The sequence below is a fragment of the Jejuia spongiicola genome (assembly GCF_023502325.1).
Taxonomy (GTDB): domain Bacteria; phylum Bacteroidota; class Bacteroidia; order Flavobacteriales; family Flavobacteriaceae; genus Wocania_A; species Wocania_A spongiicola.
The window spans coordinates 90,497-105,157 of the sequence record NZ_JAMFLZ010000005.1; the positions used below are offsets into that span (position 1 = coordinate 90,497).

The following is a 14,661-nucleotide window of genomic DNA, read 5'->3' on the forward strand; positions in this document are numbered from 1 at the left end:
ATTATAATGTTTTAAATAGATTAATCGGTAGTTCCTCCGTAGTTATAGTTTCGTGATTTCCTGCTTCTAATTTTTCCTTTGTTCTGAAATATTCTATAGTTTAGACTAAGCATCCATGCGAAGGTTTGTGATTGGAATTTCCAAGTTTCATTTTGAATTATCCCAGGTAATACAATTGTACGCCTGCGCAAATTAGCATCCAACACATCCACTATTCGGAAATTTGTTGTTAGTTTATTATCCAAAAACGAAGCCCTAATTGCAAAATCGATACGATTTCTAGGTTCGGTAATACTATAAACACTTTGGTTTCTTGGTGTATGACGAAAGGTAATGTCTGTACTGATATTTTTTGTAATTTTAAAAGTGCTCTTCAATATGATATTAGAACTGTATAAGTTATTCCAAGTTATATCAGGTTGATTTGCCTTGGTATAATAATAGTTTGCAGAAAGTTCTGAATTCCAATAGCTAGTAATTTTATATTGAATTGTATTTTCTATTCCAAAAGAATTTCTTTGTCCAATATTATCAAAGTTTATAAAATGAACTCCATTAGCATCAATAGTTTCTAACCATTGAATGACATCTGTACGATATCGGTAGAAAGTTGATGCTGAAATATTTATTCTTTTTCCATTGTATTGATAATTCAATTCAAAATTATCGGCAAACTCTGGTTGTAAACTTGGATTGGAATTCCATTGAAAGTATTGATTCCCAACTTGAAACGGGTTGATATGACGAAAATTAGGGCGCGAAATTCGTCTACTATAACCTATATTAAAGGTATTCTTATCATTTGAGGTATAGGATACATGGACTGATGGAAAGAGATTTAAAAATCGTAAATCACTAGCCTGATTGTTTGCTGTATTGTTAGAGTCTGATGTAAAGTGCTCATAACGAATACCTGTTTGCCAATTAAAACTTCCTGTTTCAAACCTTGTTAGTCCATAGATTCCAATCAAGTTTTCTTTATAATCAAAAGCATCCTGCGTTGCATTACTTGCATTTGGTGTAAATTCTCTAAAGCTTCTTAATTTTCTATAATTCCAAGAAAAACCAGCCTCGAGCGTCATTTTATTTATAGGTAATGTATAATCAAAAGCTAAGGCATGTAAATCATTTCGATTGTTTTGCAATTCATCAAATAAAAAAATGCCTTCTTCAATATCAGATGCAGGCAAAATATTTTCATTGTTCGTTAGATTGTAATCCAACTCTAAATAATGCCCCTTTGAAGTAAACTTCTTCCTGTAATTGGCATTATAAACTGTTGTTTTGTGCATATGTGATGAATTCCTTGTGTACATATAGTCTGGGCGACCGGTTACATTGGAATAAAAAGTGTTGTTATGGAAACTATGTGAATCATCTGTATAATCGACCTGAAAGGATAACTCGTTGCTTTCATTTAAGAAAAAATCTATTCCTAATGAAATGTTATTAATTTTCCCATTAAAATTATGCGGCGCAAAAAAATCACGTGTATTTCCGTTAGTATATTCTTGATAAATCCATTGCTTACTATTCATGCTTCTTCTACTATTTGATGCGTTCAATCGAATATTTACAGAAGAAAGATTATAATTCGCATCAAAGCCATATTGATGACGTTTTGTACCTACAGAAGAATTTAATGTGAGATTCAATCCGTAATTTGTATTCTTTTTTAGAATTATATCAATAATTCCTGAGATTCCATCTGCTTGATTCTTGGAAGATGGAGACGCAATAATCTCTATTTTATCTACTGATGAAGCAGCAATTTGCTGCAAAAGCTCTGTTGTATTTAATGGTGATGGCTTCCCATTCACTAATACTCGAACATTACCTCCTCCACGCAGTGAAATTGTTCCTGTTCCTAAATCGGTTTGTATTTCAGGAATTTGATCAAAGGCTTCTAAAGCTGTGTTTCCTGATTGTTGTAAATCTGCTCCAAGATTTATTGTTTTACGATCAATTTTAAGCTGGGTGGTGTTTTTTTTCGCTTGTATAACGACTTCTTCCAATTCATTGTCCGGTTGTAAATTGATGACAATAGCATTGAAATCACTAATCTTGGAGATCGACAACATATAAGTTTTGTACCCAATAAAACTTACCTCAATATGTGTAGCATTTTTATTGTTCTTCAATTGAAATTCACCATCATCATTGGTCGAAACACCATCAATGAGATTTGTGCTATTATAAATGACAACAGTGGCATGAGGAATATTTTCCTGAGTATTCGCATCCTTTATAATCCCTTTATAAACAAGATTTTTTTGAGAGAAGACAGGTGCAACACATATTAAAATAAGTAGTAATCGCATTATTATTGAGTTTTTCAATACTCAAATGTGTTGCTCTTATTCTAGAATAGGAATTTTATTCTGTGAACTTACTCAGTAGCTCTGTTAACTAATATCAACATTAATACTTCCTTGTAGCAAACGTCTTAATTTCCATTCCACAGACATACCTCTCCTCCCTATTCATAAGGATTTCAATGAAAATGGTATAAAAACGGAACAATTACTTTGACCTATTTGCCAATACAGAAATTCGCAAAAATATTACCTAACAAGTCATCATTTGTAATTTCTCCTGTAATCTCACCAAAATAGTAAAGTGCTTGACGAATGTCAATTGCTAAAAGGTCTCCCGATAAGCCAGAACCCAGTCCAAGCTTAACTTTTTCAACTTCTTCTAATGCTTTCAATAGCGAATCGTAATGTCTTGTATTAGTGATAATTGTATCGTTATTTCTAAGAGCTCCGGTGTTTACAAAACCAAGGAGTTTGTTTTGCAAGGTATCTACACCAAAATTCGTTTTTGCAGATAACAATTCTACATCAGAGATTTCATTTTTTAATTCAGCAATTGCTTTTTCTGAAAGCATATCTATTTTATTAGCAATAACAATAAGTGGTTTTAATGGGTATTTATTTTTTATTTTTTCAATTTCAACTTTCAACTTTTGTAGTTTATCTCCATCATTTAAAATAACATCTGCTTCAAATAAATAAACAACCACTTGTGCTTGATCAATTTTCTCAAAAGTTTTTTTAATCCCTATACTTTCTACAACGTCTTTAGTATCTCTAATTCCAGCAGTGTCTATAAATCGGAACCCAATACCTCCAATCGAAATCTCATCTTCAATAGTATCTCTTGTTGTTCCTGCTATATCAGAAACTATAGCTCGATCTTCATTTAACAATGCGTTTAAAAGAGTTGATTTTCCAACGTTAGGTTCTCCAACAATAGCTACAGGAATGCCATTTTTAATAACATTACCAACAGCAAACGAATCTATTAATCGCTTTAAGACCAATATTATACGTTCAATTAGCTCTTTAAATTGAGTTCTATCTGCAAACTCAACATCTTCTTCAGCAAAATCAAGCTCTAATTCTATTAACGAAGCAAAATTTAATAACTCTCCTCGCAACTTGGATATTTCAGATGAAAAACCACCACGCATTTGTTGCATTGCAATTTGATGCGATGCTTCATTATCACTAGAAATTAAATCTGCTACTGCTTCAGCTTGAGATAAATCGAGCTTCCCATTTAAAAAAGCACGTAACGTAAACTCTCCTGCTGTTGCCATTCTACAGCCGTTTCTTAGAAATAATTGAATAATTTCTTGCTGAATATAGTTAGAGCCATGACAAGAAATTTCAATAACATCCTCTCCTGTATAAGAGTTTGGATTTTTAAAAATTGATAATAACACCTCATCTATGGTTCTATCTCCATCAATAATATGACCTAGATGTATAGTGTGTGTAGCTTGGTTACTTAGTATTTTACCAGAAATTGATTTAAATTGCTTTTCGGAAATACTAATGGCGTTTTTACCAGAAAGCCTTATAACTGCAATCGCTCCTGCTCCAGACGGTGTTGCTAATGCTACTATGGTATCTTGATTTATCATAACGCAAAAATAATAAATTGCTTTGCCAGTTTTGATACATATTCTTTAATATATTATTATAGTACTACTCTGCCGATATAACTAAATATGCAGCATTAATATTTTTATGAAAGATATTTCTTTCAAAATAATTATTACTGTTAATTTTTTTGATTATAAAATGATATCAATAACAAATATTTTCTAAACTAATTGTAACTAAATCTTTAAATATCAATGATATTACTATAGATATTTTTAAAATGATGCCTTCTTCATAAAAATGATATCAGCTAACAAATATATTATGCAAGCATAGTATATTTGCACGCCCATTTTTATGATGAAAAGATATGTCAATTACAGAAAGTGCCCTTTACTCAAAAGCAAAAAGTATTAAAGCTATAGAATTAGGAAATCTATACTTTTTTGAAAATTTCTTAATTGCAGAGTTCAATGAGGGTGTAAATATTAGCTTTGATAATTTTCATGAAGCAAAAGCCTTGATAAAAGAACACTATGGCAAATCGAACTTTGGCTTTATAGGTAATAGAATAAACTCTTACTCTATATTGATTTCTGATGCGCCACTTTTTAATGAAGCTTTTAAAAATCTAACTGCTTATGCAACTGTAACCTATAGTTCGTTTGCAGAAAAAGTATTTGATGTTGAAAATCATTTTTTCGAGTTTAACAAAAAGAACTTTACATCTTTATTTGAAGCTATAAAATGGGTTATGAAATCGCTACAAGAAGAAGCATCAAGCTAAATAAATACCATCTGGTTTAATCTCAATTAAACGTTGCTTATACAAAGTACCCACAGCTTTTTTAAAATTCTTTTTACTCATTTGTAGCTTGTCTTTTATTGCATCAGGGCTAGACTTATCCGTTAAATTTATATAGCCACTATTATCGTTTAGCTCTTGCATAATACGCTCAGCATTCGGTTCTATATTCCTGTAGCCTATTTGACCTAAAGCAATATCCAATTTGTTACCTGGACGTATTTTTTTAACAATTCCCTTTAGCTTATCACCAACACTAATGTCTTTAAAAATTTGGTCTTTATAAATTAAACCTAAATGGGTTTTATTTACAATTACGTTCATCCCAATATCGGATGGGTGAGAGATTATTAAATCTACTTCCTCAAACTCAGTAACTGAAAGCTCTTTGTTATCTAAAAATCTATTAGTTTTACTCGAAGCTACTAGCCTATAGGTTTTTTCATCTAAATAGCAATGCACTAAATACCAACCACCTGGTTTCATTTTAAAGGCTTGCTCTTTAAATGGGCAAAATAACTCTTTAACTAACCCCCAATCTAAAAAAGCGCCATAATCAGTTACTTGATTACACCTCAATAATGCAAAATCGTTGCGTTTAATATAAGGCATATCAGTAGTTGCTACGGGTCTTTCTTCATTATCTAAATACACAAAAACCTCTAGCTTGTCCCAAATTTTAAACGCTTCCGGAACATACCTATTTGGTAATAATACTTCGTTATCTTCATCATCAATTAAATAAACGCCATGATCTGTTTCGCGAAGTATTTCTAATGTATTTATTTGTCCTAATTCTATCATGGCGCAAAGGTAATGATATTGAAGAAGATTATTTATTTGTTAACAACAAAACTACTGGGATATATTTCTTTCATTTAAAAAAAATCAGAACAAAGAAAAAGCGTTACAATTATTGTAACGCTTTTAAAATTATATTGAACTACTTATATACTAGTAAGCAGACTCTTTTTTGAAATGCTTAGTCAATAAATAGTATACAACTGCTCTATACTTATTTCTGTTTGATTGACCATATTGATCCATTACAGCTGCAATCCCTTTATCTAAATCTGCACCATCTTTTAATCCTAGCTTTTTGATTAAAAAATTGTTTTTAACTGTAGCTAATTCTGATTCGTCAGAACCTGAAACAGTAGAAGAATCTGCATTATAAATTGAAGGACCGCAACCAATTGTAACTTTAGTTAATAAATCCATATCAGCATTAACGCCGCATTTGTCTTTTAAATCAGCTGCATATTTTGCAATAAGTTCGTCTCTTTTACTCATAATTAAATAGTTTTTTAATGTGTTTGTGAAATTTGTAAAATACCTTTTAAAGATAACTATTTTTTAGACACACAGAATTATAGAAAGTCACTTTATTGTCCAATAAACTTAAAATATTGAAGTAAAACCTCATCATTTAAGTTTTTTGGAGTAAAAACCTCCAATAATTTTGGTTGATTGCCTAATGAGTAAAATGAATTTAAGTTATAAATTAAATTCGATTCATTTGAAACACTATTGTATTCAAAACCATACATTTTGCACAAATGCTCTGCCGATAACCGATGCTTTGTTTCAAAATAAGCATCAAAATTTTCAGTGTTTTTATGACCAGGAAGAATTCTAAAAATACCGCCCCCTTGATTATTAATAACTATAATTCTAAAATTATTGGGTATATAGTTATTCCATAACGCATTACTATCGTATATAAAACTTAAATCTCCAGAAATTAATGTGGTTTGTTTAGCATTAGCTACTGCACAACCTATAGCAGTAGATGTACTGCCATCTATACCACTAGTGCCTCTGTTGCAAAACACTTCTAATGTACTATTTAAGTCGAATAATTGCGCGTAGCGCACAGTAGAGCTGTTTCCTAGCTGCAATATGGTATCATCTGGAATAGCATTCAAAATAACTTCGAAGGCTTTTAAATCGCTAAAATTAATAGCTTTCAAATAGTCATTGTGTTTATTAAGGCGTATTGATTTTATAGATGTCCAGGTATGTTTATAATCACTTTCCCTTGCTTTAGAAACATCATCTAAAAGGTTTTCTAAAAATTGATTTGGTGTTGTTTTAATAAATTTATCTAAACTAAAAAATGTGTCATTTGCTTTCTTTGTATCTACATGCCAATGATGCTTTGGTTTATACTTACGTAAAAAAGCTTTAATCTTTTTTGATACAATTAAACCCCCAAACGTTAATAAGATATCTGGTTGTAAGTTTATGAAATTTTCGTTATTAAAAGGTGCAATTATTTTATCTATACTTGGAAAAAAATCTTCGTGATGCAAATTCGAAGTCGTTTCGGTAAACACAATCACACTGTCATCGTTTGCTAAAGTATCTAACCATTTTTGCTCTATAGTATTGGGTTGGCTCACACCAACCAATATCATTTTCTTTGAAGCTTCACTCCAATTTTTAATACAATCGTTTAAAACTGAAGGTTCAATTTGCAAAATATTCTCTTCAATAGAAATTGTTTTGGGGTGTACCGTTGGCTCATCAATCATATCATACAAAGGTTCATCAAATGGAATATTAATATGTACTGGTCCATGCTTTGAAGATGCAATATTTATGGCTTTGTTTATTTCAACTTCGTTATATTCTTGAATGCCTTGCTTTAAACCTAATAAGGTTTCAAGCTTATTTTCTAAATTTTTAAAAATAGGTAACTCCTCTTCTTCCTCTGCTTGATCATCTAGATCCAACTTTAAGTTAGCTGAATACAAAATATGATTTTCAAATACATTGGGTTGATTTATGGTTTGTCCGTCTCCAACACCAATTAAATGTTTTGGTCTGTCTGCCGATAAAACTAACAATGGAATATCGCTATAAAAAGCTTCTGCTACAGCAGGGTAATAATTTAACAAAGCACTACCAGAAGTACAAACCACAGCAGTGGGTTCTTGTAATTGTTGCGCTATACCTAAAGCAAAAAATGCAGCACAACGTTCGTCAACAATACTATAACACTTAAAGTAAGGATTATTAGTAAAACCAATAGTTAATGGTGCACTTCTGCTGCCCGGAGAAATAATAATATGCTTTATACCTTTTGCTTTACAGAGCTGTATAACGGTTTGCGCTAGCGGAATTTTTGGGTATTTCATGTCGCACAAAAATAAGAAATTAGGCAGTTAAAATGCTAATTACAAAACGTTTTTAATAACTAAGGATTTTGATACTGTTTCTTCCCACTCACTCACTGCATCAGAGCTTTTTGTAATACCACCACCAACATAAATTAAAGCTTGGTGGCTTTTTATTTGCATGCAACGCAAATTAACATACAACTGTGTGCTTTTTTTAGTTATGGCATAAGCTCTATTTTCTATATTACGCTTTCCTGAACGAGGTGACTTAATCGTTTCTAAGTTTAATTCTCCCAAAAAACCTGTGTAAAATTCGCGATTATGGCCTTCATTTTTTAAAATGAATTGTTTAGCACTCATCTTTGGAAACCCACAAACAGCTGGTGTTGGATGCAATACAGAAACTACATCTTTTAGACTTGAATTTGATTGTAATCTTGCAGAAATCATCGTTTTTAAATGCAATAAGTTTCCAGCCTTTACGGTTTCGGTTTGCGATGTGCTTATTTTTTCGACTAAAGGTTTTAAGCTTTCAATAATAAAATCTGTAACAATGTGTTGTTCTTCTTTCTCTTTTTCTTGCCAAACCACATCTAAAGTCCCCTCATAATCTTGTGTGCCAGCCAAAGCCATAATAGAAAATTGCTTGCCCTCTATTTTTATTAAAGTTTCGGGTGTTGCACCTAGCCACAGCCCTACTTTTGGGTGATACCAACAATATATAAATGCTGATGTATAAAGATTTAAAAGGTTTTTAAAAATTGAAATCGGATTTGGCTCAGAAATATTAATAGCTTCCATTCGAGATAATACGACTTTCTCAAATTCATTATTGTTAATAGCATTTATCCCCTTTTTTACAAGATTGATATGACGCTTTTTAGAGTTTTCGTCTGTATACTTCCCTACTAAAGGCATCTCGACGGGGTTTATACCGAGCGAAGTCGAGGTGCTCGATACAACTTTGGAAACAGAAATTGTTTCTGAAGCTTCAGTTGGTATCAAAACCGAATTCTCTGAATCATCAAAAGGAGAAAACACAAATCCTTGTTCGGTAAAATCTTTAGTAAAATGCAAATCGTTAGTTTCTTGAAGTAGTGCTTTTATAACATCTTCATTGGGCTTTCTATAAACTACAAAAGGAATTTTGTTACGGTAATGGGTTTCAATACGATTAAAAAAATCTTCCAAAGTCATTAACTCTTCTTTTTTGGTAATGAAATGGTAGAAAGTCTACAAATAGATATTAAATTATCAGCATCATCAGTTACTCTAATATCTAACAATTGTGTAGTTCTGCCTCTATGCAAAAAAGTAGCTTTGGCATAAACGAAACCTTCTGTAACACTTTTTAAATGATTGGCAGTAATTTCTATACCGCGTACAAAGAATTTTTCAGTGTCTATAAAAATATGTGATGCAAAACTCCCTACGCTTTCTGCTAATGCTGCAGTTGCTCCACCATGCAATACACCATCTGGTTGATACACTCTTGAATTTACTGGCATTTTAGCAACTAAAAAGTTATCACCAAAATCTACAACCTCAATCTCTAAAGTTTCCATTAAAGTGTTTTTACAGGCCTTATTAGCTTTAGCTAAAACGTCTTCTTTAGATAATTGCATATAATAGTGTGTTTATAAAATCGCAACAAAAGTACATTACTTATAGTTAAAAATCAATGACGAATAATTTTGATTTCAAGGTTTTTATAATAAACCTTCATATTAGGTCCTGTATGTACTTGCAGTGCTATAACTCCAGAGTTTGAATTAGCACCAACTTCTTTATCTATAACGTCTATTGTTTTAATATCATTTATAAAATGTTGTAAATGGTTACCGTTAGCAACAATTTTATAGTCATTCCACGCTTCATTATATATTTTACTTTGAATCGCCTTTGATGTTGTAAAGGTTTTAACTTCTTTTTCACCGTTTTCCAAAACAGTAACTTGTTCTCCTCTATTTGCAATAATACCTCTACCCTTTTCTTCATATAAAATACCCGAATAATTATTTCCTGCTTCCATATCGGCTTGATAACCGCCAACTACAAACAAATCTTCATCAAGTACTTTTGCTCTATATTGTACACCACTATTTCCTCCAATTATTTTATACTGAAATTTTAGTTCGAAATTTGAAAATTCGTTTTTATGAATTAAAAAAGTGTTTTGCTTCAATTTATATTCATCAGTATTCTTTCCAACAATACAACCATCTTCAACTGACCAAACATTAACATCTCCTTTCCATCCTTCAAGATTTTCTCCATTAAACAATATAATATTATCTGATTTATTTTTAGAAATCAAATTACAACTAGACAAAAAAGCAATTATTATTGCTAAAGCTAGTCCCTTAATAAGGAGGTTTTTGCTATTCATAAAATTCTAATTATAAACCTTATTACTTTTATCACCTCCAGCTATCAAGAAAGCCATCAAATCACTTAATTCTTTCTCGTTTAAACCATTAATTAAACCGGTAGGCATTGCAGACTGGGATGCTATTTCTTTTTTTAAAATATCCTTTTTGTTTATTTTACTGGTAATATCTGGTGAGAATGCATTAACACTTATTTCTATTTCATTTTCGGTCTCGTTAATAAGTCGTCCTGTAATTGAATTACCATTATTTAAATGGTATATGGTATTCCTATAGCGGTCTGAAACTGCTTTTGAAGGATGTATTATAGCTTCAGCCATATCCTTAATAGAGAAACGCGTCCCCAGTTGAGTAAGTTCTGGACCCGAATTCCCTCCAACGCCTTTAACGCTATGGCACGAAACGCATAACGAGGCTCTAAATAAATTTTCTCCACTTTTAAAATCCGCGTTTTGCTTATTTGCTTTATATGCTTTTTCAACATCTGAAACTGCATAATTTTTACCTGGACCTACTGGCATTTTTACATCTTTCATCAAATTTGCTTGCTGGCTCATAGATTCAGTAGATAAAGATTCAAAATATGCTCTTTCATCTACAATAACATTATCTAACGCCTTACGCTGTATTGCTTTTATAAAATTAGAATATTGCTTACCTCCAGATTTTTTTAAAGCTCTATTGTACCATCTAAAATAACGTTCTCTTAAAGCTTTTGTCCAACCTGTTTTTATTTCACTTAAACTCTTAGCATAACTTATATTTTGCTGATTAGGCATGTTCTTGAGCATGTTCTCTACATCCTTACCATATTGATCACTACGTTTAGAAATATCTCCAGACAAATAAATTGATTTCAAATTTGATGTAATGGTGTCGTTTTCCATTTTATAAATGGTAGGTTCTAAAATTTCTGGTACATCTAAATAACTAAACAAAGCGCATAATTGTTTATTTACTAAATGAGATTCTTTCAAATAAAATGGTAATAGTTTGTCCTTAATTGAAGTACTCAACGATAAATCCATTTTTTCCTCAGTTCTAATTATTAATAATTCTACCGCTCTTAAAAAATCTGTTTTTTCTGTTTCATTTAAAATTTCCCAATCCATTTCTAACAGCGTTTTTAATGCCATTATTCTATCATTGTTTTGTCCTTGGTGAGCAATGGCAATAGCTACAGCTATTTTTCTTAAAGTATTATCTCCTCTAGCGACTTTGTATTTCCAAATATTTACATCTTGATTTTCTAAAGCGACTCTCGAAGCGTATCTTATATATCTATCTTCATCACTTAAGTTTTCTACAAGAAAATCAATTTGAGTTGCATCTTTTTTTATTTGAAAAGCTTCAATCTTTTTTCGCAGTATTCTTTTATTTTTTCCTGAAGTGTTTTCAGATAGTTTTTGCATCTCATTAGAACGTGTTCCTGTATAGGTTACCTTATACAATGCTGATTCTAAGCGTCTTCCTCCTGTTAAAAAATATAAAGCACCATCATTCCCTACAATACCATTAGTTAGTGGTAATGGCACTCCCGATAAAAATTCAGTTACCTCTGCGGTATAACTGCTTCCTTTTGGTGTTAAATTTGCAAAATACATGGTTCCATAACTCCAATCAAAAAGATACAACCCCTTTTGGTAATAAGCAGGAAATTTTAAACCATTACCTTGAAGAAGTCCTGTTGGAGAACCCTGACCTAAATTAGCAATGCCTGGTAAATTATCTGGATATTCTGGAGCAAATTTCCCAGTTCCTGTTCGCCATCCAAAATCACTACCACTTGTTAAATGGCAAAGCCTAATGGGTCTATACCAAGGCATTCCCATATCATATTCCATATCAGAATCAAAAGCAAATAACTCACCATCATGATTAAAAGCTATATCGTATGTATTTCTAAGCCCTACACTTAAAATAGTCCAGTCTTTACCTTCAAAATCCGTTTTAACAACCCATCCTCCTGGAGCTTTCCTATCATTTGCATGGCCGCTAGGATCTTTTATAACTGGCAGCAAATTATCTTCACCCCAATTTTTAGGGATTGTACTTTCAATATCTTCTGGAATATCAGTATGATTCCCTAAAACTAAGTATAATGATTTCCCATCGGGTGCCAGTACAATATTATGTGGTCCGTGTTCTCCATCACCATCAAAAGACCGCAACATACTTACAGTATCAAAATCATCATCATCATTTGCATCTGTTATTTTATAAAAACCACTATGAATCTTTAATTCGTTATCTGGATGCGCATTTACCAAGGCATATAAATTTTTATTATGCCAAAGTAAGCCTTGAGCCATACCTATGGTTACGTTAAGTTTTTTAACCTGAACAGAATCTTGTTTATTCTCAACATTTGGTAAAGTCACTCTATATATATTTCCGTATTGATCAGAAGCATACAAACGCCCTTTATCGTCTTTAGTAACACTAACCCACGATCCTTGATTATGTTCTCCTGGGCTATAAAGCTTTTCGATTTCAAAACCTTTAGGCATAGTAATTCCTTGCTGTGTTATCCGCTCTGTTATAATTGTTTCTGGATCAGATGAGCAAGCAATTATAACAAGGCATGTAAAACTTATAGCTAAGTATCTTGAAAAAGATTTCTTCATAATCATTATTTTGGAATAGTTAATAATTCGGTTAGGTATGACCCCATAAATCTAATAAATATTATGGCTTAATATAGCATTAAGAATATAAGATGATGTATTTTTAATCTTTAAAACAAAAAAAACATTAATGCATCCACAGGAAAAAGAAATATCATATAACATATCAAATTCCTATTCTACTCTAAATACGCTTACAGAATCGACTAAAAATGTTTGGTTTGTTTGCCATGGCATGGGATATTTAAGCAGGTATTTTTTAAAATATTTTAAAGGATTAAATACTGAAGAAAACTATATTATTGCACCACAAGCAGGTAGTAAGTATTATATTCAACCTGGTTTTAAGCACGTTGGCGCAAGTTGGTTAACTAAAGAGAATACTGTGAAAGACACCGAAAATGTGATGCGAAATTTTGATGCTATTTTTGAAGCAGAAAATATTCCAAATACTACTAATTTAATTGTTCTTGGATATTCGCAAGGTGTTAGTGTTGCTTTACGTTATGTTGCAAAACGTAAATTACAGTGTACACAATTAATATTACATTCTGGTGGTATTCCCAAAGAATTAAATGCTGAAGATTTTGCGTTTTTAAATGCCAAAGTAAATTTAGTTTGTGGAACACATGACGAATATTTAACTACAGAACGTTTAGCATCTGAAACTAAAAAAGCAAAACTTTTATTTAAAGATTATTTAAATGTTATTATGTTTGATGGTAAACATGAAGTGAATATTGAGATTATTAATCAATTAGTTTAATTATTCAAAATGAAAAACAAACCTCTACTGTTTATTTTATTTTTATCGGTTTTCATTCAACTCTACAATTGCAGCAGTAATACTGATGAGTCAGAAGAGGAACAAGTGACTCCATTTAATGAAACTGCAAAAGTAATAGGTTATTTACCAAGCTATAGGTTTAGTCAAAGCTCTAAAATAGATTATTGTAAAATTACGCATCTAAATTTGGCTTTTGCAAACCCCGATGTTTCAGGGGATTTAATTATGCCTTCTATTGCTGATGTAATAAATCAGGCAAGAACTGCAAATCCTAATATAATAATTTGCATTTCTCTCGCAGGTGGTAGTCTAACTCCAGAGGTCGCAGACAACTGGAGCGACTTAATTGATATTGAAACTAATAGACCTGCATTTATTACCAAAATAGTAGATTATGTGCTTGCAAATAATTTAGACGGCGTTGATGTAGATTTAGAGTGGGACCATGTAACTATAGGCTATAGTGGTTTTGTTACAGAATTAAAGACTGCCTTAGATTCGCATAATAAAATTATTACCGCTGCATTACCAAATAATACTCGGTTTGGAAACATAACAGATAGTGCATTGCAAGCCTTCGATTTTATTAATATTATGTCTTATGATGCTACTGGTCCATGGAACCCTAATAATCCTGGGCAGCATAGCTCTTTTCAATTTTCAGAGGCTGGTATTAATTTTTGGAGAAACACAACTAAAATTCCTAAAGAAAAACTAACTCTAGGCGTGCCTTTTTATGGTTATAATTTTAGTAATAATCCTGTAACTGGCGTTTCCTTTCAAGATATAATAGCCTCTGATGCGGCACTGGCAAACGTAGACAAAACTGGTAGTACATATTATAATGGCATACCAACCATTGAAGCAAAAGTCGAATTAGCACAAAACGAAGTTGGTGGCATTATGATATGGGAATTGGGTCAAGATGCATTCAATTCTTACTCGCTACTATCAACCATACATAATAGATTTACATCGCTAAAAGTAAAAACTACTGGCTTATGCGGTAACGAACCTTGATAATAAAAACAGTA

12 protein-coding genes are annotated in these 14,661 nt (G+C 31.7%); 3 read left to right on the top strand and 9 right to left on the bottom strand.

All coding sequences use genetic code 11. The features are described 5' to 3' along the window. Positions 1 to 20 precede the first annotated feature (20 nt). Together M3P09_RS12715 and mnmE are read right to left on the bottom strand one after the other, a co-directional pair. Positions 21 to 2,321: an outer membrane beta-barrel family protein gene (locus M3P09_RS12715; protein ID WP_249973429.1), complete on the bottom strand. Its 2,301-nt coding sequence runs from the start codon at positions 2,319 to 2,321 to the stop codon at positions 21 to 23. A 212-nt stretch (positions 2,322 to 2,533) separates the two neighbouring features. After that, positions 2,534 to 3,931 (bottom strand): tRNA uridine-5-carboxymethylaminomethyl(34) synthesis GTPase MnmE, encoded by a 1,398-nt coding sequence (mnmE, locus tag M3P09_RS12720; RefSeq protein WP_099563129.1) that lies wholly within the window; start codon positions 3,929 to 3,931, stop codon positions 2,534 to 2,536. Positions 3,932 to 4,263: 332 nt separating this feature from the next. On the opposite strand from mnmE, the gene M3P09_RS12725 reads away from it, so the two are divergent. After that, positions 4,264 to 4,680 carry a hypothetical protein gene (locus M3P09_RS12725; protein ID WP_249973430.1) on the top strand — a complete coding sequence of 139 codons (417 nt, stop codon included), beginning with the start codon at positions 4,264 to 4,266 and terminating at the stop codon, positions 4,678 to 4,680. On the opposite strand, the gene M3P09_RS12730 is transcribed toward M3P09_RS12725, so the two are convergent. The 7 genes from M3P09_RS12730 to M3P09_RS12760 form a co-directional block, all read right to left on the bottom strand. Then, the gene (locus M3P09_RS12730; RefSeq protein WP_249973431.1) at positions 4,672 to 5,502 is read right to left on the bottom strand and encodes a CvfB family protein; all 831 of its coding nucleotides are present in this window, start codon (positions 5,500 to 5,502) and stop codon (positions 4,672 to 4,674) included. The two genes, M3P09_RS12725 and M3P09_RS12730, sit on opposite strands and share 9 nt — an antisense overlap. 150 nt (positions 5,503 to 5,652) lie before the next feature. Continuing rightward, positions 5,653 to 5,991: a DUF2853 family protein gene (locus M3P09_RS12735; RefSeq protein WP_099563132.1), complete on the bottom strand. Its 339-nt coding sequence runs from the start codon at positions 5,989 to 5,991 to the stop codon at positions 5,653 to 5,655. 92 nt (positions 5,992 to 6,083) lie between these two features. Next, complete coding sequence (gene menD, locus M3P09_RS12740; RefSeq protein ID WP_249973432.1) at positions 6,084 to 7,841, bottom strand: 2-succinyl-5-enolpyruvyl-6-hydroxy-3-cyclohexene-1-carboxylic-acid synthase; 1,758 nt, start codon at positions 7,839 to 7,841, stop codon at positions 6,084 to 6,086. A 39-nt stretch (positions 7,842 to 7,880) separates the two neighbouring features. Then, positions 7,881 to 9,020, bottom strand: a complete 1,140-nt coding sequence (locus M3P09_RS12745) for a chorismate-binding protein (RefSeq protein WP_249973433.1) — start codon at positions 9,018 to 9,020, stop codon at positions 7,881 to 7,883. Continuing rightward, positions 9,020 to 9,448 carry a PaaI family thioesterase gene (locus M3P09_RS12750; RefSeq protein WP_249973434.1) on the bottom strand — a complete coding sequence of 143 codons (429 nt, stop codon included), beginning with the start codon at positions 9,446 to 9,448 and terminating at the stop codon, positions 9,020 to 9,022. The genes M3P09_RS12745 and M3P09_RS12750 overlap by 1 nt, the downstream gene beginning before the upstream one ends. Positions 9,449 to 9,501: 53 nt before the next feature. After that, positions 9,502 to 10,212 (bottom strand): 3-keto-disaccharide hydrolase, encoded by a 711-nt coding sequence (locus M3P09_RS12755; RefSeq protein ID WP_249973435.1) that lies wholly within the window; start codon positions 10,210 to 10,212, stop codon positions 9,502 to 9,504. A gap of 6 nt (positions 10,213 to 10,218) precedes the next feature. Further along, entirely contained in the window at positions 10,219 to 12,840 is a 2,622-nt protein-coding gene (locus M3P09_RS12760) for a c-type cytochrome (RefSeq protein WP_249973436.1), read from the bottom strand. A gap of 130 nt (positions 12,841 to 12,970) precedes the next feature. On the opposite strand from M3P09_RS12760, the gene M3P09_RS12765 reads away from it, so the two are divergent. Beyond that, positions 12,971 to 13,606, top strand: a complete 636-nt coding sequence (locus M3P09_RS12765) for an alpha/beta hydrolase (RefSeq protein ID WP_249973437.1) — start codon at positions 12,971 to 12,973, stop codon at positions 13,604 to 13,606. 9 nt (positions 13,607 to 13,615) lie between these two features. Then, positions 13,616 to 14,647: a glycosyl hydrolase family 18 protein gene (locus tag M3P09_RS12770; protein WP_249973438.1), complete on the top strand. Its 1,032-nt coding sequence runs from the start codon at positions 13,616 to 13,618 to the stop codon at positions 14,645 to 14,647. The last annotated feature ends 14 nt before the right edge of the window (positions 14,648 to 14,661 follow it).